This is a genomic window from Photobacterium satsumensis, from assembly GCF_050336935.1.
Lineage (GTDB): Bacteria > Pseudomonadota > Gammaproteobacteria > Enterobacterales > Vibrionaceae > Photobacterium > Photobacterium satsumensis.
Genome location: NZ_JAKJSK010000007.1, coordinates 846,209 through 867,715, shown reverse-complemented (window position 1 = coordinate 867,715; position 21,507 = coordinate 846,209). Strand labels below are relative to the sequence as shown.

The 21,507-nt window shown below is 46.3% G+C and carries 12 protein-coding genes; 7 read left to right on the top strand and 5 right to left on the bottom strand.

What is annotated here, in order from left to right:
• Window positions 1-62: 62 nt before the first annotated feature.
• The 4 genes from rsmF to L4D79_RS15495 form a co-directional block, all read right to left on the bottom strand.
• On the bottom strand, window positions 63-1,493 hold the full coding sequence (rsmF, locus tag L4D79_RS15510) for a 16S rRNA (cytosine(1407)-C(5))-methyltransferase RsmF (protein WP_428652453.1): 1,431 nt from the start codon (window positions 1,491-1,493) through the stop codon (window positions 63-65).
• A 134-nt stretch (window positions 1,494-1,627) separates the two neighbouring features.
• Window positions 1,628-4,258, bottom strand: a complete 2,631-nt coding sequence (locus L4D79_RS15505; RefSeq protein WP_428652452.1) for an MlaD family protein — start codon at window positions 4,256-4,258, stop codon at window positions 1,628-1,630.
• Window positions 4,242-5,435: a PqiA/YebS family transporter subunit gene (locus tag L4D79_RS15500; RefSeq protein WP_428652451.1), complete on the bottom strand. Its 1,194-nt coding sequence runs from the start codon at window positions 5,433-5,435 to the stop codon at window positions 4,242-4,244. Before L4D79_RS15500 ends, L4D79_RS15505 begins: the two co-directional genes overlap by 17 nt.
• A gap of 45 nt (window positions 5,436-5,480) precedes the next feature.
• A complete protein-coding gene (locus L4D79_RS15495; RefSeq protein ID WP_428652450.1) occupies window positions 5,481-7,349 on the bottom strand; it encodes an ABC transporter ATP-binding protein in 1,869 nt (622 codons plus the stop codon).
• Between the two features lie 43 nt (window positions 7,350-7,392).
• Between L4D79_RS15495 and L4D79_RS15490 the strand changes: the two genes are divergently transcribed.
• From L4D79_RS15490 to L4D79_RS15475, 4 genes are all read left to right on the top strand, one after another.
• Window positions 7,393-7,851, top strand: coding sequence for a GAF domain-containing protein (locus L4D79_RS15490; protein ID WP_428652449.1), 459 nt, complete (start codon window positions 7,393-7,395; stop codon window positions 7,849-7,851).
• 108 nt (window positions 7,852-7,959) lie between these two features.
• On the top strand, window positions 7,960-8,604 hold the full coding sequence (gene proQ / locus L4D79_RS15485) for an RNA chaperone ProQ (RefSeq protein WP_428652448.1): 645 nt from the start codon (window positions 7,960-7,962) through the stop codon (window positions 8,602-8,604).
• Window positions 8,605-8,621: 17 nt separating this feature from the next.
• Window positions 8,622-10,622 carry a carboxy terminal-processing peptidase gene (gene prc / locus L4D79_RS15480; protein ID WP_428652447.1) on the top strand — a complete coding sequence of 667 codons (2,001 nt, stop codon included), beginning with the start codon at window positions 8,622-8,624 and terminating at the stop codon, window positions 10,620-10,622.
• A 211-nt stretch (window positions 10,623-10,833) separates the two neighbouring features.
• Window positions 10,834-11,496 (top strand): lipocalin family protein, encoded by a 663-nt coding sequence (locus L4D79_RS15475; protein WP_428652446.1) that lies wholly within the window; start codon window positions 10,834-10,836, stop codon window positions 11,494-11,496.
• Window positions 11,497-11,610: 114 nt separating this feature from the next.
• On the opposite strand, the gene pncB is transcribed toward L4D79_RS15475, so the two are convergent.
• On the bottom strand, window positions 11,611-12,810 hold the full coding sequence (gene pncB / locus L4D79_RS15470) for a nicotinate phosphoribosyltransferase (protein ID WP_428652445.1): 1,200 nt from the start codon (window positions 12,808-12,810) through the stop codon (window positions 11,611-11,613).
• A gap of 433 nt (window positions 12,811-13,243) precedes the next feature.
• On the opposite strand from pncB, the gene pepN reads away from it, so the two are divergent.
• From pepN to L4D79_RS15455, 3 genes are all read left to right on the top strand, one after another.
• Window positions 13,244-15,865 carry an aminopeptidase N gene (gene pepN / locus L4D79_RS15465; protein WP_428652444.1) on the top strand — a complete coding sequence of 874 codons (2,622 nt, stop codon included), beginning with the start codon at window positions 13,244-13,246 and terminating at the stop codon, window positions 15,863-15,865.
• A gap of 82 nt (window positions 15,866-15,947) precedes the next feature.
• Entirely contained in the window at window positions 15,948-16,169 is a 222-nt protein-coding gene (locus tag L4D79_RS15460; protein WP_428652443.1) for a DUF2835 domain-containing protein, read from the top strand.
• Between the two features lie 419 nt (window positions 16,170-16,588).
• Window positions 16,589-21,418 (top strand): NAD-glutamate dehydrogenase, encoded by a 4,830-nt coding sequence (locus L4D79_RS15455; protein ID WP_428652442.1) that lies wholly within the window; start codon window positions 16,589-16,591, stop codon window positions 21,416-21,418.
• The last annotated feature ends 89 nt before the right edge of the window (window positions 21,419-21,507 follow it).

Genomic DNA, 21,507 nt, shown 5'->3' with positions numbered 1-21,507 from the left:
ACCTGTTGCAGTAACTTAATGCTAGTTGTTATAGCGACAATTTACTTGCTCAAAAAATGGAATTAGATGTCAAATAAGTTGGTGTCTCTTACCAGTTCACGAGGCAAGCCATTTTTGATGCGATTGCTCACCCATTTGCCAATACCAATCGGGTAGTCACGGTAAGTAACAATGACTTCGCCTTTTCCTGATAGGTTATCAGGGCGGATATCCCGCCCCATAAACCATTCTTTTGCTTGTGCCGCATCAAGGTCAACAGCGGTTTTCTCCTGACCCGTAGCAATGGTCATGATCGCCTCATGCTGCCAGCGATAACCTTTCTTGTGTTGTTCGGCCAACTTGATACCAATGCGCTGAAAGCGGATTTCACTAAGTAGATCACGCAGCTTTGACGGGAACAACCATACTTCTTTATCGCGAAGCCAAATTTCACTATCCGCTGGAATCGTTAAGTCTATGTCTTGCTTGAATGCTTGGGTAATGGCCTGACTGTCTTTGCTGTTCGCAGGACTGAAAGGGAATTTACCTTTACGCTTTTTAACTTCAGGAGACTCGACCGCTGCAAGCTTGCGGATACGTGCGACAAAGAAGCCTTCACTGTCGAAGATTTGAGGATAAACGTGCAGGAAGCCTTCTTCGGTTAGGGCTTTTTCAGCGCCGTCGAAGAGGTCTGAGAGAGGCTCAAATTCAACTGCATCGCCGAAGGTCTCTTTAAGGTGCTGACATACCTTTTGGTTTTCGCTCAGGTTCAGGGTACAGGTTGAATAAACCATTACTCCGCCTGGCTTCAGTGCTTGAAAGCCACTGATAATAAGGTCGCGCTGCACCGCTGCGATTTCTTCTACAGACTGAAGACTCCAGTTTGCCATGGCATCATCGTCTTTGCGGATGGCGCCTTCACCGGAACAGGGGGCATCGAGCAAGATAGAGTCGAATGATTCAGGCGCCCAACTACCAAAGACACAACCGTCAAAGTGGGTAAGTGCCGCATTGAAGACACCACAGCGCTGCAAGTTAGCGTGCAGCACTTTAATACGGCTTGCGGCTAACTCATTGGCCACCAAGGCACCTTGGTTTTTCATGGCACAAGCAATTTGGGTTGTTTTTGAACCCGGAGCAGAGGCCATATCCAATACGCAATCTAGCTTGTCGTTATCTTTTAATAGTGCGACAACAGGCATCATTGAGCTGGCTTCCTGAATGTAAAACAGGCCGGCCATGTGCTCTGCAGTATTGCCTAGAGAGACGGACTCTTCATCTTCTCGTTCAATCCAAAATCCGGTATCGCACCAAGGTACCGGTGTGAGCGTCCAGCCTTTGTCGGCGACACGGTCAAGAAAGTCTTCCACACTGATTTTTAGGGTATTTACACGAATACTACGACGCAGTGGCGTTTTACAAATAGCAATGAACTCATCCATGCTCAGGTGTTCTGGCATGATCTGACGAATTTGTTCAATGAATGCGTCTGGGATATGGATTTTAGGGTGCAAGGGAATGTCTCGATTATCTAGCAGTGGGGCGGGAGTTTATCATTTGTCGGTAGCTACGTAAAAAGAAAGGGGGAACAGGCAAAATAAAAGGAGCATTGCTGCTCCTTTTATTTAGTTATTGGTCTGTTGGCAATTTAATGTTTTGGAATTGCTGTGCGCCATGTTTTCCATTCAGGCTTGGCGGTATCGTGTAGCAAGAAGTGGCTGTCACTCTCAGCAATTGGTGATAACGGCTGGGTCTCTGGCGTGGCAAAAGCGATGCCGCCGCGGATCAAGCTATCAACCGTACCACTTTGTACCGAGGCGCCTGTCAGGCCGATGGTGACATCGATACCCGAGACATTCCAAAATACGCTGTCGGCACGGACGAGGTGGCTGAAGGCTTGTTCGACTTGGGCTTCGATAATGACTCTGTCTGCCAGTTCACCAAGGCTGACCTTAACCACTTCACCAACTTGGATATCACGGTACAGCAGCGGTGTTCCCTCGCTGATTGAGTTGCGCTCTTCAGTCTCCAAAATCACACTCAGCCCTTTATTTTGTAGCTGGGCATTGCCCAAGGTGAAGCTTTGAGAATAGTGGCCTTCTTTACCCGGCGTCACGGCAATATAACTGCTGAGTAGGGTATCAAGGTTCTTGGCACCAGTGATGCTGATTTTCGGGCTGACAATCCAGAATTGGCTGTCGGCTTTTGCCAGTAGCTCGGCATATTTAGGGAACAGGCGGGCCTTTACAATGACCTTGCCGGTATTGAAATCAGGTTCGGTTTCAATCACTTTACCTACGTTCACCCCTTGGTAACGGATATCGGTGTTTACCTTTATCGTTTTGGCATCAGCGGCAATCATAGTTACCATCAAACCGAAGTCTTTGGCCTCTTTGTAACTCTTGTAGAGCTTATAGCGGCTTCCGCTGCGGTTGGTGACACCTTCAAGCTCATCGAACGCAATTCCGCCTTTAATTAGGGTGCTGATTGGGTCGGCTTTGATTTGTACGCCGTCAAGACCCGCTTCTACCTCAACGCCTGAGCGGTTCCAGAATACCGTGTTAGGCGTAATAAGATGGCGGTATTTATTGTCAACTTTCAACTTAATAGTGACGCCGTCACGTGACAGATCATAGCTGGTGACTTCACCCACCGCCATATTTCGGTATAACACCGGACTGCCTTCCGAGATTGGCGGCAGCTCATCGGCATACAGCTGAATAGAAGCAAACCCCTGTGCTTTTTCTGCTGCCAATGTGGCAAGCCGGTGGCTCTTATAAAGCGGGTATTGGCTTAATACTCGGCTATTACCGCTGCTTGTGAAACTAATGCTTTGACTGATCAGTTGATCGGCAGGCGGTACAGAAACATCGAGTCCTTGGCTGCTCAAATTCGCCTGAATGCCACCATCGATATAAAAGCGGCTGCCAGAACGCACTAGCTTGGTGTACTCAGGGCGGACAATAACGCTAAAGCGGACTTTATTGCCATCTAATTTTACAGACTTTACTCGCCCGACTTCTAAACCACGGTGCTTAAGCTTGGTGCCACGCTTAATACCGTAACTGTTATCTGCATAAAGAGAGAAAGAGGCGACACCGGGTTGTTGTTCTTGCAGCTCGTCTTGGTTGATGGCGACAAACTGGCGGCTGGTTTCGCCGGGGCCTGGGATCAAGGTCAGGAAGTTACCGCGAAGCAGGTTGCCAATGTTTTTCACGCCATTTAACGACAATTCGGCTTCTTCCAACAGCATTTTAGAGCCTGTGGTCAGCAGGTCGCTCATCATCGGCTCGATAGCGGCATGGGCGACAATGGTCCCGCGTTCTTTATCAAGACGGATATCCGAAATCTGGCCGATTTGCAGCCCGCGGTAGACGATCGGAGCGCCACTCGCACTGATGTTACTGTTTTCTGGTAAGTCGACAGTAATTGCGATACCGCGGCCGGCTGTGTTGAGATCTGGATAGAGGCGGAAAAGGTGATCTGGTTCGATATCCAGCCCTTTATCCGGTGAGTCAAACGCTATCGCACCACTTATCATTGCCGACAGGCTTTCGAATTGTACATCGACACCGTTGAAGCCAATGTTGGCACTCATACCGCTGACATTCCAAAAACGACTCTTATTGGTAACAAGATCGGCATAATGAGGCTTGATCAATACATCGATGATCACCTGTTTATTGTTCTGGCTCAGGGTATGGTTGTACACCTCACCAACAGGGATTTTCTTATACAGTACTTGCGAACCAATATTGATTGAACCCAAGTGCGGGGCGCGCAGTTGGATTTTAAGGCCTTCTCCGACAGGGGTGTCGGCTGGCTGACCGTCAAGTGCATCGAACTCGTTGGCAAATTTACCTTCGCCCGGCTGCAAAGCGATATAGTTACCCGAGACAAGGGCATCCAGACCAGAAATACCGGTAATGGAGGCTTTTGGCTTTACCAACCAAAAACGGGTACCTGAACGGAGGGTTTGTACGGCTTCTGGGTAAATGTCGGCTTCAACATAAATGCTTTTCAAATCGTTTGATAGGTTGACGTCACGAACAATACCGACTTCAAGTCCTTGGTAACGGATAGTCGTCCGTCCAGCAACCAAGCCTGCAGCATCATTGAAGTGAATTTTAATCCGTTCACCGGCTTCATTGACGGCTTTGAAGACAAGCCATCCGGCGAGAATCAAGGCAAGTACGGGCAGGATCCAGAGAGGAGAGATCCCGCGATCGCGCTTTATATTGACCGGTTTAGGTTGTTGGTTATTAGGTCCGTTGTTCATAGTTGTCCCATATCAGACGAGAATCCAAACTTTCTGCGGCAAGCATTGTCAGTACTACAACGACACCAAAGGCAATAGCGCCTGGGCCGGGGGTGAAATCGAGTAATTGATCACGGTCTATCAGGGCGACCATGATTGAAATAACGAATAAATCCATCATTGACCACTTGCCGATCCATTGAATGAATCGATACAGCTTCATGCGTTGCAGGTGATTCACACTGCGCTTGAATTGGATAGTCAACAAGAGAAAGGCCAGGCCAAGAATTTTGGCGACAGGTACGACAATACTGGCGACAAAAATAATGATGGCAATGCCTAGCATATCGGAGTTCACCAATGAGGCGACACCCGAGAAGATCGTATCTTCGACACGTTTACCATTATTCAGAAAGATAGATATCGGATAGAGATTAGCAGGAAATATAAACACGGTTGCTGCTATCAAGTATGCCCAGGTTTTCTGGATGGAATGAGGCATACGCTTGTGAAGCGGACTGTCACAACGCACACATTCCTCGTGGTCATCTTGCGTCATGTGGCAATGATGACAGTGACGGGCATGGTTATATTTCTTATGTTCAGTTTCAGGCTGCCACGCTTCCCAGTATCGGTTAATGCTGATACGGGTAAGGAGAAGTGCTGTCAGCAGTTGCAGCAGCACTAAAGAATATAACCCCGGGCCGACGAAAATATCGGCATAATCTTGTACTTTGAAACAAGAGATCCCAAGGCTGACCAAAAAGACATCGAACATCGCCCAGTGCTTGAGGTGTTCAATGATCCACAATGAACGACGGAAAAGCTTGATGCGTCGAAACCTCAACCCAATTTGTGCGCTTAATATAGAGCCGCAGACGAGTAATGGCGCGATAGAGCTACAAAATAGAATAAGGGCGGCAACCACCGGGAACGTTGGTGCTAATGAAAAGGTACCTGAAGTTATGGTTGCCGGGATCATTACACCAAACAAGCGAATGGTGATCATAGGGAAAAAATGCGCCGGAATGAAGAGGATTAAACAGGCTAGGGCAATAGCCAGTTCACTGGAAAAACGAAAATGACCACCACGGTACAGGCGGGTGTTACAACGCGGGCAGTACGCACTTTGTCCCTGTTCAGCGACTTGCGGAAGCAAAGGTAAATCGCAACCGGGGCATAGTCTCGCTGTGGTCATTAATGTTTAATCCTTTAAAAATGGCTTTAAATGAACGCTATATTATTATTTTAGGTTCACTCTGGCTACAGGTACTTGTGCTATCACATCATTTTGATTTTCAGCTGATTGTACCGAGCCATAGAGTGTTTGGTACAGGCCTTCTTTGTTCACCAACTCGTGATGCGTACCGCTTTGGCTGACTTGTCCATCTTCAAGCACGTAGATTACATCAGCTTGTTTAACCGCAGATAAACGGTGAGCAACAATCAGCGTGGTACGATTGGCCAAGAACTGGTTAAGCGCAGTATGCAAGGCCGCTTCCGTAGCGGTATCCAATGCCGATGTGGCCTCGTCGAGGATCACGAACTCGGGGTTGGTCAGAACCATACGTGCAATAGCGAGTCGTTGGCGTTGACCTCCTGACAGTTTGATCCCTTGGCGGCCAATTTCGGTATCCAGACCTTCCGTCAGGCGCTGGGTAACATCTGTCATTTGTGCGATCTCAAGTGCCTGCCAAAGTTGCTCATCACTGTAGTTGCCGCCTAATGTCAGGTTGTGGCGCATAGTATCATTAAATAATACAGGGTGCTGTAAGACCACGGCCATTTTGTTGCGTAGCGCTTCATAGCTAACATCTTCAATGGGGTAGCCATTGACTAAGATGTCCCCGGTGTCCTTTTGGTAGATACCCAGTAGTAGTTGGATCAGTGTTGATTTACCGCCCCCTGAAGAGCCGACTAATGCCACGCGCTTGCCCGCAGGGATAGTGAGGCTCATACCACGTAGGACTTCTTTATCTTCATCATAGGCAAAATGGATGTTGTTGACTTCAATGTCGAGGTGATGGTTATCAGTAAACGGATTCACCTTTTGTATTGGACGAACTTCTTCTTCAATGGCAATAAGGCCATTCAAGCGTTGCATGGCAGCCGATGCACTGTACCAAGCGAACTGGATGCCGAGCAGCTCCTGGACTGGGCCAAGCATAAACCACAAGTAACCAAATACGGCAAACATCTGGCCTACGCTCAGGTCGGTAAATAACACCATGATCATTGCCATAGCACGGAATAACTCAAAACCGACTAAGAACAGCAAGAAAGAGATGCGACCCGCAGCTTCTGACTGCCATGCATATTTGTCGGCATCATGGCGAATGTCATTGGCGTTGGACTTTAGCTGATCAAGAAACTCCCGCTCGCGGTTAGCCGCTCGTAACTGGTAGATACCATCTAGGGTTTCCACCAAACGTTGTTGAAAGCGCTCGAACGCCTTGTTTTCTTTTTTCTTAAGGGTCTTTACCCGGTTCCCCATCAGCTTGGAGGCATAAACCACAATAGGATTGACCAGTAAGATAAAGAGCCCAAGCTGCCAGTTAAGCCATAGCAAAATGACAGCAGTACCGATGACGGTGAGGAAACCAATAAGGAAACGGCTTAGAGTATCACCCACAAATTTATCGATTGTCTCAACGTCAGTAATAAGGTGAGAAGTGATCCCACCGCTGCCGCGTTCTTCATACTGGCGCATGCTGATACGACCAAGCTTGTCGATAAGGTGCTGTCGCATCTTGTAGGTAATGTCCTTAGCCACCAAAGTAAATTGACGACTTTGTAGGATATTAAGTGCTTGGCTACCCACTCGCATCAAAACGACAAATAGAAGAACCAGCAGGATATAAGCTGTAGGCTGCTGCAGGGAATCAGGCAAAAAGTGATTAAGGAAGGCGATACCACCCGCTGGTTTGTCGAGGAGGATCTCATCAACCATTAAAGGCATTAGCAGTGGGATAGGGACACTGATAAGGGTCGCGATGAGCGCGATAAAATTCGCGGTAATCAAACGGGGACGGTGATGTTTTGCTTGCTTTAATAGCCAAGACCAGTTAATCATTTGGTTTGAATCGTTTTTCACAATGATAATGATTCCCATTATTGATAAAAAGCCATTCTAGCGGCTATAAAAGGAGTAAGCCATGGAAATTAGATCAGTGAACTATCAAACGCTGACGAAACAAGCTATCGCGTTGATTGAAGGTGAGCCTGATCTCATTGCTAATATGTCTAATATTAGTGCGTTACTGGCCATGGAGTTAGAAGAGATTAACTGGGTAGGGTTTTATTTGCTCAAAGGTGACCAATTGGTATTGGGGCCATTTCAAGGTAAACCCGCTTGTGTGAGGATTCCTGTAGGGCGTGGTGTATGTGGTACATCGATAGCTGAAAACAGCGTTCAACGGATCGAAGATGTCCACCAGTTCGAAGGGCATATTGCCTGTGATGCTGCCAGCAATTCAGAAATCGTGATTCCGTTTTCTGTAAACGGTGAATTGTACGGTGTGCTGGATATTGATAGTCCAATCTTATCAAGATTTAATCAATTTGATGAAGATGGACTGGTTTCTTTGATGAATGAACTACAAAAAAGACTTTAATTGAGTGCTTTCGGTGGTTTTTCAGCGTTAGGTAACTATAATAGCGGAACAATTTCTTTTTGATTAAAGTACTAACGGCGAGGAAACTCGCTTTTGTCAGGAAAGTCCATGGAAAACTCTGAAAAGCTAACGAACAGTAAAGAAGTCATTGCCTACATTGCTGAGCGTTTCCCAAAATGTTTTACTGTTGAAGGTGAAGCTAAGCCTCTAAAGATCGGTATCTTTCAAGATCTAGCAGAGCGTCTAACTGATGACCCGAAAGTAAGTAAAACTCAGCTGCGTACCGCTCTGCGTCAATACACTTCTTCCTGGCGTTATCTTCACGGTGTGAAAGCGGGTGCAAACCGCGTTGACCTTGATGGCAACGATTGTGGTGTGTTAGAACAAGAACACGTAGATCACGCTAAGCAAGCGCTTGAAGAAAGCAAGGCTAAAGTACGTGCTCGTCGTAAAGAGCAAGCAGAAGCTAAAGCTGCTGCTAGCAAGGATGGTGAAGCAAAGGCGAAAAAAATTCGTCCAAAAACTGCTAAACCAAAGAACACACAACAAAAAACGACTAAGCTAAATAAAAAGCCTGCAGAAACGACCCGTGCACTGACTGCTGATGAAGTCGTCGTTGGCAATAACGTTAGTGTTAATATGGGCAACGGAAACATGCCGGCAACTATCGTTGAAATTAATAAGGACGATGTGCGTGTTCGCCTATCAAATGGTTTGACCATGGTAGTTAAAGCGGAGCACCTGCGTTCGTAAAGGAGAATGCTCGACGCATGAAAGGTCGATTCCGTTTCTCACTGATCGCTGCTGGCATGATGCTAGCAGCTTCAGCGCAAGCCCTAGAGGCGACATACACGTTAAGTGATCTTCCGCAGCTGGCACCAGAAAAACAGCATGCGACTGCCAGTAAGCGAGTAGCTTCACGCTTTACTCGTTCACATTACAAGCAGTTTTCACTTGATGACGAATTTTCTTCCAGTGTCTTCACTCGATATATCGAGATGCTGGACTTCAACAAAAGTTTTCTTACTGCTTCCGATATTCGGCAATTTGAAAAATGGGAAGAGCAGCTAGATGATCAACTCAAAAGAGGTGATACATCAGCCGCTTTCGATATTTTCAATACCCTGCTGAAGCGTCGTTATGACCGCTATCAATACGCACTTACTTTGCTTGATCGTGAAATTACCTTTGATGCTGATGAAGATATAGTCTTAGACCGTTCCGAAATGGAGTGGGCTAAAGATCGCAACGAGCTCAATGAAATTTGGCGTAAACGGGTAAAATACGATGCGCTTAATTTAGAGCTTGCGGGTAAAGACTGGGATGAGACGAAAGAGACATTAGGCAAGCGTTATAACAACGCCCTTAAGCGTCTGACTCAAACTCATAGCGAAGATGTATTTCAAATTTACATGAATGCCTTTGCGCGTGAGGTTGACCCTCATACCAGTTATTTGTCACCACGTAACGCAGAACAGTTTCAGTCTGAAATGAATCTTTCATTAGAAGGTATTGGTGCTGTTCTACAAGTTGTTGATGATTATACAGTAATCCGCTCTTTGGTTGCTGGTGGCCCTGCGTCTTCTTCGAAAAAACTAGCTGCAGGTGATCGGATCATCGGTGTCGCGCAAGACGGCAAAGACATGATCGATGTGATTGGCTGGCGTCTTGATGATGTTGTGCAGCTAATTAAAGGTCCAAAAGGCAGTAAAGTCGTTCTGGAGATCCTTCCTGAGGGGAGTAACGCAAAAAGTTACGATGTCACCATTGTCCGTGACAAAATTCGCCTAGAAGATCGCGCAGCGAAGTCTTCGGTAGAAATGTCGAACGGCAAGAAAATTGGGGTGATTGAAATTCCAAGTTTCTATGTTGGTTTGTCAGAAGATACCAAGAAAGAACTGGCGAAGTTGAACGACCAGCAGGTTGATGGCGTGGTTATCGATTTGCGAAACAATGGCGGTGGTGCACTGACTGAAGCGACAGCTTTGACCGGGTTGTTTATCAACAGTGGGCCGGTTGTTCAGGTTCGTGATAGTTATGGGCGAGTTAAAGTGAATGGCGATTCAGATGATCGCGTTTATTTTGATGGCGCTCTAACTGTTTTGGTTAACCGCTACAGTGCGTCAGCGTCTGAGATTTTTGCTGCCGCTATGCAGGACTACGGACGTGCTGTCATTCTTGGCGAGCAATCATTTGGTAAAGGAACGGTACAGCAGCACCGTTCACTGAATCATATTTATGACTTGTTCGATAAGCCATTGGGCCATGTTCAGTACACCATTCAAAAGTTCTACCGCATCAATGGTGGTAGTACCCAGAATCTTGGTGTTGTACCTGACTTGGCATTCCCAACGGCTGTTGACCCATCTGAAACCGGTGAGAGTGTCGAGGATAATGCACTGCCTTGGGATAGTATCAAGGCGGCGGACTATCAGAAACTCTACAATTTCTCGGCGGTTCTGCCTTCACTGAAAACGAAGCATGACCAGCGGATCAACAAGGACATGGAATTTGGTTTTATCCAAGATGACATCGCCAAGTACCGTGCAGAGAAAGACATCAACACGATTTCTCTGAACAAGAACAAGCGCATTGCTGAGCAAGACAAAGATGATGCGGATCGTCTAGCAAGGTTGAATAAGCGTCAGAAAGCGGATGGTGAAAAAGCGTTTGCCACATTGGATGATGTGCCAAAGGATTATGAAGCTCCTGATGCCTACCTAGAAGAAGCGGTTGCTATCACGTCTGATTTGTCGAGATCGCAAAGCTAGTCTGTGAGAATAGGCAAGACCTCTATAAACGGCACCTTTTAAGGTGCCGTTTTTTTATGGATAAAATCAGTTAGCTACAGAGGAAAAGAGGTGTTTCACCCCTGAGACTGCTGAAACATTAACACTGATAAGTCTCAACTTTTACCCTCTAGGTAGTAATTGCCGACTAGGGTTAAATATAGGTGATCAATTCTGGTGTTAGGTGAATGCTATGCTGAAAAATGTAATTTTTGCTGTAACGCTGTTATTTTCGACATTTGCTATCAGTGCGCGGTCAACCGATTTGACTGAATTTGATTATCCACTACTTTTGGGAGATTGGTACTGGTTTAGTAATACTGATACTGGTGTTGAAAGTGAAGGTGCGAGCTACCGCGCAATGAACATCAAGTTCAAATCAAACTATCGCTTTGTTATTCGACTTCTTCAGATAGATGGCAACGTGGAAGAGTGGGATGGGACATACGATATCGATGAAACCACGGTTACTTTTCTTTCGCACGGCCAACCCGAGCAGCAGCATAGCTACATGTTAAGCTACAACCAATTTTTGCTTGATGGTGCTCGATTTACCAAGTTGGCGCCAGAAAACCTGCCGGGCAATTGGCGTTCTTCACAAATTACAGGGAAGGATGTTGGTGATGGTGTCTCGGAAATTGCTTTGTCCCTTCGCCCCGACTTCTTGTTTTCGGCTGAGGTGTCAGGTAAGAACGGCAAGAAAAAAGAGCACAAAGGGATCTATTTTATTGAAGACGATCGCATTGTGTTGATTTATGAAGATGGCCAACAAGATAGCCAGTACAGCTTAGGCAGTAATACCCTGACGCTCAGTAACAAACAGTTTGGTATGGAAGCGGTAATGAGAAGGGAGTAGAGTCTCGCAGCCTAAAGATCTTACTTGATCAACTGCCCATCAACACAGATAAAAGAAAAGCGAGGTGAATACCTCGCTTTTTTTGTTTTCTATCGTATCGACTGATGCGTGCGATTAGCTAACGATTTTAAAGGCTTGTCGAAGCTGCGTCAGGTAATTTTCATCTCGGCAGATACTCTTGCCTGGTTCGTCTGAAATCTTAGCAACGGGTCGACCTTCACATTCGGTCAGTTTCAAAACCACGTTCAATGTTTTGACATCAGGCAGATCACAGGTGAGCTGGGTGCCAATACCAAAACTGGTATTGATGCGGTGGGCAAAGTGCTTATAGATGTTTAGCGCTTTATCCAACGTCAGGCTATCTGAGAAGACCAAAGATTTGGTTTTTGGATCGATACCTAATGACTTGTAGTGTGCAATAGCTTTCTCACCCCAGGCAATCGGATCACCACTGTCATGACGTAAACCAATGAAGCGTTCTGACAAGCGAAGGTCAAAGTCACGCAGGAAAGCGTCCATATTGATGCAATCGGTGAGGGCGATGCCCAATGAATCTGGGTATTCCTGAAGCCAGCGGTTTAGTGCAAGTAGCTGTGAGTCAGCCAGTTCACCGGCTAATTGCTGGTGCGCTTGGAACCACTCATGGGCTTGGGTGCCAAAAGGTGTCAAGTTACAGGTACGGGCCAAATGGTAATTAGATGTACCTTTGAACTCTGGCATGTTGTTCTTCAGGTAGTCAACAACTTCGTGGTGTACATCGCGGGAGAAACGGCGGCGCGTACCAAAGTCAACCAGCGAGAATGCGTCGAGATTGATACCTTCATCATTGGCTTTTTGATAAAAGGCAGCCATTTTTTGCTTGAGTGAGCTCAGTGCGTCATCCGTTGAAGATGTAGGGTAGCAATGCTTGCATCGAACTTCGCAGATGATCGCCAATAATGGCACTTCCCAAAGGATAATATCAATCCACTTACCCGTAATGGTAATCGCCAGTTGATCACCTGATGTGTCAAGGCGAACTTGTTTACTATCGATGTGAAACGACGCTAGGTAATCAAGGTAGTCTGCCTTGAAGAAGCTGAGAGTCGACAGGTAGTCAATCTCTTCCTGAGTGAAAGAGAGGCCACCAAGCCGATCTATATGCTCTTGAATCTCTTGGCTGTATGGACGGAGATCTTCGTCGCTCCGGCAGTGAAACTCGGCAACAGCTTCAACATTGGGGTATTGATGAAAAATGGCTTGTTGCATATGCAACTTGTATGCATCAGTATCAAGCAGGGAGTCGATAATCCCAGTGTGTCCAAAATGATTCATAACTAATTTGGCTGTTTTTTGCAATCCGGTAATTTTACCCTATTTTGAGGCTTGGTTGTCTCAAAATGTTTCAGATTGATGAAAAAAGTAGGGGCCGTAAGATACGCGCAAATACCGCTAACGACAAGCCTGTAGAGGCTTTTTTGCCGTAATTGTCGATACACTGTTAACACTTTGTTTGTACGGTGATCTTGCTGTAAAGCGGAATTTGGGTAAACATTACTGCTCGTAAGTTAAGTATAGTAAAGATGATAAGCCAGTCTTCAAAGCACAACCAGCGAAATAATTGGTTGGATGAGCATTAATTGACCGAGTGAGTGGACAATTGAGAAACATATCGCCAAATCAGGGTAATAAGCTTGTCTGCACTGGTCTAACGCAGAATAATGGACACATACCGCGACACTAACAGGCGGAAATAAAAGGAATAAACATGGCCGAACAACCAACTATCCAACCAACGGCAAAGTACCGTTCAGATTATCAAGCACCAGAATTCACAATTACCGATCTCTCGCTAGAGTTTGACCTGCATGATACCGAAACTCGCGTTATAGCGATTAGCAAGGTTGAGCAGCAGGTGGAAGGTGCCTCTTCAATGGAGCTTGATGGTGATGCACTGACTTTGGTTCGTATTGAAATCAATGGCGAAAGCTGGACGGACTATGCAGAGAGCGAAGGTAAGCTAACGATTAATGGGCTACCTGCATCGTTCGACATGCTGATTGAAACTGAAGTTAACCCTGAAGCAAACACGCTGCTTGAAGGTTTATATAAGTCAGGCGGTGCATATTGCACCCAGTGTGAGGCAGAAGGTTTCCGTCGTATTACCTATTACCTTGACCGCCCTGATGTATTGGCTCGCTTTACCACAAAGGTGATTGCAGACAAAGAACAGTACCCATACCTAATGAGTAATGGTAACCGCGTTGACGGTGGTGATTTGGATAATGGTCGTCACTGGGTACAGTGGCAAGACCCATTCCCGAAACCAAGTTATCTGTTTGCCTTGGTTGCCGGTGATTTTGATGTTCTGAGCGATAAATATACCACTGTCAGTGGCCGTGACGTTGCACTTGAAATTTTTGTCGACAAGGGCAACCTTGATCGCGCTGAATACGCCATGACTTCTTTGATTAACTCGATGAAGTGGGACGAGGAGCGTTTTGGCCTAGAGTATGATCTCGACATTTACATGATCGTAGCTGTCGATTTCTTCAACATGGGCGCAATGGAAAACAAAGGACTGAATGTCTTTAATTCTAAATACGTCCTGGCAAATGCGAAAACGGCGACAGATACCGACTACCAAGGTATTGAAGCGGTGATCGGTCACGAATATTTCCATAACTGGACAGGTAACCGAGTAACTTGCCGTGACTGGTTCCAGCTTAGTCTGAAAGAAGGTTTGACTGTTTTCCGTGACCAAGAGTTTTCGTCTGACTTGGGATCCCGTCCTGTAAACCGTATTAACAATGTACGTATTATGCGCGGTCCACAGTTCTCTGAAGACCGCGGCCCGATGTCACATCCAATTCGTCCTGATAAAGTGATAGAGATGAATAACTTCTACACCTTAACAGTCTATGAGAAGGGCAGTGAAGTTATTCGTATGATGCACACTTTGCTTGGAGAGGATAAATTCCAAGCTGGTATGAAGCTGTACTTTGAGCGTCATGATGGTACAGCTGCGACCTGTGATGATTTTGTTCAGGCAATGGAAGATGCATCGGGTATCAGCCTAGATAAATTCCGTGGCTGGTACAGCCAATCGGGCACTCCGGTGGTACAGGTTGAGACAGAGTTTCTTGAAAAAGAAAACCGTTACCGTGTCACGATTAAGCAGAACACTGCACCAACACCTGGCCAAGAAGAGAAACAGCCGCTACATATTCCGTTTGATGTCGAGCTATATGATGCGCAAGGTAATGTCATTCCGTTACAGTGTAATGGCCAGCCTATCCACAATGTACTTGATGTAACAGAAGCAGAGCAAGAGTTTGTATTTGACGGCATTGAACAGCAACCCGTCATTTCTATGCTACGCGAATTCTCAGCACCGGTGATCTTAGAGTATGACTACTCAGATGCAGAACTGACTTTCTTGATGGTTCATGCACGTAACGAGTTTGCGCGTTGGGATGCTGGCCAAATATTGCTGGCGAAATACATCAAGCAGAATGTTACTCGTTGCCAGAATGGTGAGTCTTTTGAATTGCCGGAAGCGGTAGTAGACGCGTTCCGTGGTGTGTTGCTTGATGAGAAACTAGACCCTGCTTTCATTGCAGAAATGCTAACCTTACCAAGCGAAAATGAAGTGGCTGGTTGGTATAAGACCGTTGATGTTGATGCCATCAATATCGTGATGGGTGAGCTTGAAAAAGTATTGGCTGTAGCGATGGAAGATGAATTCAGCGCTATTTATCACTCGCTGACACAAGAGTCATATACGATTGAGCATGAAGCAATGGCTAAGCGTTCGCTTCGTAATACTTGTTTGGCGTATCTGGCGCATACAGAGCAAGGCAACAGCCTTGTGGCTAAGCAGTATGAAGCGTCAGACAATATGACAGATACGATGGCGGCCATGGCGGTAGCAAATGATGCTGAGTTGGCTTGTCGTGCAAATCAAATGGCTGACTTCAGTGACAAGTGGACCCAAGACGGCCTGGTGATGGACAAGTGGTTTATTCTGCAGGGTAAGAACCCAGCAGAAAATGCATTGGAAAATGTGCGCGAAACCATGAAGCACAAAGCGTTTGATCTAAAGAACCCGAACCGTACCCGTAGCTTGGTCGCCAGCTTCTGTGGCAATAACCCAGTACGTTTCCACGCTAAAGATGGCTCTGGTTACCAGTTCTTGACGGAAATTCTGACTGTGTTGAATACCAGCAACCCACAGGTCGCTTCTCGTCTGATTGAACCGTTCCTTAAGTACCGTCAGTACGATGAGCAGCGTCAAGGTTTGATGCGTGCAGAGCTTGAAAAACTGTCTCAGTTAGAAAACCTAGCCAAAGATTTGTTTGAGAAAGTTCAAAAAGCGCTTGAGCTGTAAGGTGTCGCTGTAACCTTGAAGGGGCAAGTTATCTTGCCCCTTATTTATTTTACCGAACAATTAACCACTGAATTCTTGTCCCATGAAAGCCTATACCTTTTCAATGCATATTACTTACCAGCAATTTCTCCAGCATTACTCGGGGGCAGCTAGTAACGTACTGGTGATGACAGATACCGGCTTGCGCCTTCAGCTACCGGCTTCACGCTTGCGTCCTTTTTTGACTCAGATAGGGATCCGGGGGCGGTTCCGGGTAACGGTGAGCGAAGCCAACAAATTACAAGCCCTTGAGCAGATTCTATAATGGGCCGACGATGAAGTTGTAACATTTGATTACCAAAGCCTTTGTTGGCATAACCCGCAAGGCAAAGGCTGTTATGCCTAATTCGTATCGTTTGCCATTAGATTTAATAATCACAGGAGCCAAGAAAAATAACCTTAAAAATAAATGGTTATACCAATTTACACTTATCACATCGTAGCCTGATGCTAATTTCACCAACCTCAGATAATCCCCCCAGCCAAAATATCTACATCAGTCACATATTCGATTTTTTCCTTCATAACCAGAGTAATTAACGTAACCATCTCGCAACAAAACACCCTACAATAGCAAGCACGCAGGAGAGCGTCTTCCAACGGCATGTTCCCCAATAACCATCCGTTTGAAGCTTTATAAAAACTCTATACTTGATTGATAATATATAACGATGGAGCATTGCTATGACCGCACCTGACCCTATAGTGCCGGTACTGCTTGAGAAAGTGTATGACTTAATCCAGGATAAGATTGAGACACCCCAGCAGTCATTAGTAGAAGTGTTTGCTCAGCGATTGTTAGGACAACTGGCAGATGATGATCTGCTTCAAAGGAATGAATCTGACCTTTATGGTGCCGTATTGAGTTTATGGCATCACCTTGTGAAAAATAAGCCAGACCAAATTTCAGTTCGTGTTTATAACCCGACACTTAGCCGCTATGGCTGGCAGTCACCTCATACCGTGGTAGAGATCGTAACACCAGACCGTCCTTTCTTAGTTGATTCAGTTCGAATGACCTTGACCCGTTTGGGTATTACCAGTCACATGATGCTTAATGGCCCGTATTTCTTTAAGCGAAATGCAGAGGGCGCAATTTCTGAAGCGTGTGGTAAGGATGGTGACCTACAGACACTTTTCCATATTGAGGTTGATCGCCTTAACGATAAGAAAGAGCTTGAAGCGTTAAAACAAGAACTAGAACAAGTCCTTCAAGATATTGACTTGGTCGTTAATGATTGGCAGTCGATGCAAACAAAAATGCAGACGATTGTGAAAGATCTCAAGAAAGCCGATCTCCCTGTCAATAAAGAACACCGTGAAGAAGCCGTAGCCTTTTTGGACTGGGTGACGCATCACAACTTCACCTTCATGGGGTATCACAAGTATGATCTTGTGCCGATAGAAGGTGACTATGAATTACGTCCTTGTGATGAACAAGGATTAGGGCTTCTAAGCGATACCGATAAAGTCAGAACTCTTCGCCTGTCACAGCTTCCCGAGTCTGCCCGAATTGAAGCCCGCAAACCTGACTTGCTGATCCTAACAAAAAGCAATGGCAAGTCGAAAGTACACCGTCCAGCCTATACCGATTACATTGGTATTAAACGTTTTGATAAAGACGGCAATGTCATTGGTGAACACCGCTTCACCGGCTTGTATGCCTCTACGGCTTACCATCAATCGACCATGAACATTCCGCTGATCAGCAACAAGGTTACGCGTATCTTGGAAGAGAGCCGTTATCCGGCAGGTTCACATTCATGGAAGGCACTGAATAATCTGCTCGAAACGTACCCGCGTGATGAGCTGATTCAGGCCAATGAAAAAGAGATGTTGGATGTCGGCTGCGGTGTGGTTCGAATGCAGGATAGGGATCTGTTGCGCTTGTTCGTGCGCCGTGATCCTTTCGGTCGCTTTTTCTCTTGCATGGTGTATGTCACCAAAGAACGTTACAACACTGAGCTTCGTAGCAAGACACAAGAAGTATTGAAAGACTACTTTGCCTCAGAGCAGGATGTGGAGTTCACTACTTTCTTTTCTGAAAGCCCACTGGCGAGAACCCATTATATCGTGCGAGTAGAAAATAATAATTTCGATGTCGATATCAAAGCCATCGAACATAACCTGGTTGAAGCTGCCGCTTCCTGGGATGATCGTTTGAGTGCGTCGCTTATCGCGAACTTTGGCGAAAGTAATGGAACGTCTCTGGCGAAAAACTATGGCCATGCCTTCCCGCGTTCTTATAAAGAACAAATGCTACCAGGCTCTGCTGTTGCTGATATTGAACAGTTAGAAAGCCTCAGCGAAGATAATAAGCTGGGTATGCTGTTCTATCGTCCGCAGGAAGAGGCCAGTGACTCTCGCTTTGTAAAACTGAAGCTGTTCCACCGCGACGAGCCTATCCACCTTTCGGATGTTATGCCGATGCTGGAAAACTTGGGGTTGCGTGTGATTGGTGAGTCGCCGTATCAGGTGGTTACTAAGCGCGGAACGGTTTACTGGATCCTTGATTTCGCCATGTTACACAATGCTTGTAACGGGATCGATTTGGGCGAAGCTCGTGATCGTTTCCAAGAGGCATTCTCTGCAATCTGGCATGGTGAGCTAGAAAGTGATGGCTTTAACCGCCTAGTGCTGTGCGCCGGTTTAACCGGACGTGAAATTACTATATTGCGTAGTTTTGCCCGTTACATGCGTCAGGTCGGTTTTCCATTCAGCCAGCACTACATTGAAGAAACACTCTCTGGGCATAGTGATCTTGCTAGATCCTTGGTTGAATTGTTCTCACTGCGTTTTGATCCAAGTCGTAAGCATTCGGAAAATGCAGAAAATGCGCTTATCGTTAAGCTCAATGAAAAGCTCGAACACGTAGAAAGTTTGGATGATGACAGGATCATCCGTCGTTACATGGAAATGATCCTTGCAACGCAACGGACAAACTATTATCAACTGGACACCAACGGCAAACCAAAGCCTTGGCTGTCACTGAAACTGCGCCCGTCTGAAATCCCAGAGATCCCAGCGCCTGTACCTTTCTTCGAAATCTTTGTCTATGCCCCTGATATTGAAGGTGTGCATCTTCGAGGTGGTAAAGTTGCCCGGGGTGGATTGCGCTGGTCGGATCGCCAGGAAGATTTCCGTACTGAAATCTTGGGCCTCGTAAAAGCCCAACAGGTGAAAAACACCGTCATTGTACCGGTCGGGGCCAAAGGGGGCTTTGTCTGTAAGCGTCAGCCTCAGCTATCAACCCGCGAAGAGATCTGGGCTGAAGGGCAGCGTTGTTATAAGCGCTTTATCCGCGCCTTGTTGGATGTAACCGATAACATCATTGACGGAGAACTGAATCCACCTGTTAATGTAGTTCGCCATGATGAAGATGATCCGTATTTGGTTGTAGCTGCAGACAAAGGGACTGCGACCTTCTCTGACTTGGCTAACTCGGTATCTGAAGATTACAATTTCTGGCTGGGTGATGCGTTTGCTTCTGGTGGTTCAAATGGCTACGACCATAAGCAAATGGGGATCACCGCGAAAGGTGGTTGGGAGTCGGTAAAACGTCATTTCCGTGAATTGGGCATCAACTGTCAAACAACGGATTTCACCTGTGCGGGTATCGGCGATATGGCAGGGGATGTGTTTGGTAACGGTATGTTGTTATCGAAGCATATTCGCTTGGTTGCCGCCTTTAACCATATGCACATATTCCTCGATCCAAACCCGGATGCTGCTAGTGGCTGGAAAGAGCGTGATCGTCTGTTTAATTTGCCACGCTCTAGCTGGGAAGATTATGATTCTAAACTGATTTCCGAAGGTGGCGGTATTTTCTCCCGTCGCAGTAAGTCAATTAAACTTACCCCGCAGATCCAGAAATTACTGGGGACTCGTAAGCAGAGCTTGCCGCCAAACGAAGTGATCAAGTTGATCCTGAAAATGGAAGTGGATCTGTTGTGGAATGGTGGTATCGGCACTTACGTGAAATCAGAATCTGAAACCCATACCGATGTCGGTGATCGAGCTAATGATGCACTTCGTATTAACGGCAGTGAGCTTCGAGCACGAGTTGTGGGTGAAGGTGGTAACCTAGGTTTGACCCAGCTAGGCCGGGTAGAGATCGCGAAGAATGGTGGTCTGGTCAATACAGACTTTATCGATAACGTCGGTGGGGTTGATTGCTCGGATAACGAAGTAAACATCAAGATCTTGCTCAACTCACTGGTTGCGAGTGAAGATCTCACTTATAAGCAGCGTAACGAGCTGCTTGAACGTATGGAAGATGAAGTAGGTGATATCGTTCTTGATGATGCGTATTGCCAAAGTGAATCAATTTCTGTCACCCAGCAGCAGCAAGTTCAGTTGCTCAAAGAGCAGATTCGATTCATCCATCACCTTGAGAAAAAGGGAAAACTGGATCGTGTTCTGGAATATCTACCAGATGACGATACTCTGGCAGAGCGTGAGAAGTCGGGAGTGGGGCTAACCCGTCCGGAGCTCGCGGTATTGGTGGCATATGGCAAGATGGTATTGAAAGAAGAGTTGGTAACGGAAGAGATAGCCAATGATCCGTACCACGCTCGACTACTGCCTGCTTATTTCCCGAAAGAGCTGCAAGAGAAGTACCGTAGCCATATGGAACACCATCCGTTGCGTAAAGAGTTGATCGCAACCTCGCTGGCAAACCAGATGTCTAACGAGATGGGCTGTAACTTCGTTACCCGCCTTCAGGAAGAAACAGGCTCCACGATTGCAGAAATTTCTTCAGCTTACTCTGTGGGCCGTGAAGTGTTTAACTTTGAGCAGTACTTTGATCAGGTCCGGTCGCTGGATAATGTGATCCCAGCGGCAGTGCAGTACGAAGTGCTATACCGTTGTCGCAGAATGTTGCGTCGTGCGACTCGATGGATCCTCCGTAATCGCGATAGAAAGCTGGGTATTGAACAAATGATTGCGTTCTACCAGCCTATTGTTAACAAGCTTCGCGAGAACCTGGAGCGTTACCTTGTCACGGAAGAGGTCCAGGAGCATAACGAGCAAGCTGATGCGATGATGAAGCAGGGGATCCCTGAGGATCTAGCGCATAATATTGCGCGCTTGAGCAGCTTGTACTCGGCAATGGATATCGCTCAGATTGCAACGAACTCAGAAAAAGATCTCGATTTCATTTCTCGTGTTTACTTTGTTGTCGGTGCTGACCTGTCATTGCACTGGTTCCTCAAGCAGGTTCACAACCAACCAGTAGAGAACCACTGGCAGGCACTGGCTCGAGCATCATTCCGTGAAGATCTTGATTGGCAGCAACGTCAATTGACCCTCGCGGTTATAAGCAGTGGGTTAGAAGCTCCTGATGCGGAAAGCTTGATCGAAAACTGGATGGACGAACATAAATCGGCAATTCAGCGTTGGAATACTGTACTGGCAGAGTTCAAAGTGGGTACAACCCATGAATTTGCTAAGTTTTCAGTAGCACTTCGTGAGCTTATGTTATTGAATTTGAACTGCCAAACAGTAGCATAATAGAATAAATAAGCTTTTTGTTTTGATTTTTAACTGAAGCTTGTATATTTCAATCAATCTGTGTTCAAAAAGCCACCATCAGTCATATG

Bases quoted from the DNA above. Each gene is read 5' to 3' on its own strand.
- L4D79_RS15505 (WP_428652452.1), bottom strand. From the start codon at position 4,258: ATGAACAACGGACCTAATAACCAACAACCTAAACCGGTCAATATAAAG.
- L4D79_RS15500 (WP_428652451.1), bottom strand. From the start codon at position 5,435: ATGACCACAGCGAGACTATGCCCCGGTTGCGATTTACCTTTGCTTCCG.
- L4D79_RS15495 (WP_428652450.1), bottom strand. From the start codon at position 7,349: ATGGGAATCATTATCATTGTGAAAAACGATTCAAACCAAATGATTAAC.
- L4D79_RS15490 (WP_428652449.1), top strand. From the start codon at position 7,393: ATGGAAATTAGATCAGTGAACTATCAAACGCTGACGAAACAAGCTATC.
- proQ (WP_428652448.1), top strand. From the start codon at position 7,960: ATGGAAAACTCTGAAAAGCTAACGAACAGTAAAGAAGTCATTGCCTAC.
- prc (WP_428652447.1), top strand. From the start codon at position 8,622: ATGAAAGGTCGATTCCGTTTCTCACTGATCGCTGCTGGCATGATGCTA.
- L4D79_RS15475 (WP_428652446.1), top strand. From the start codon at position 10,834: ATGCTGAAAAATGTAATTTTTGCTGTAACGCTGTTATTTTCGACATTT.
- pncB (WP_428652445.1), bottom strand. From the start codon at position 12,810: ATGAATCATTTTGGACACACTGGGATTATCGACTCCCTGCTTGATACT.
- pepN (WP_428652444.1), top strand. From the start codon at position 13,244: ATGGCCGAACAACCAACTATCCAACCAACGGCAAAGTACCGTTCAGAT.
- L4D79_RS15460 (WP_428652443.1), top strand. From the start codon at position 15,948: ATGAAAGCCTATACCTTTTCAATGCATATTACTTACCAGCAATTTCTC.
- L4D79_RS15455 (WP_428652442.1), top strand. From the start codon at position 16,589: ATGACCGCACCTGACCCTATAGTGCCGGTACTGCTTGAGAAAGTGTAT.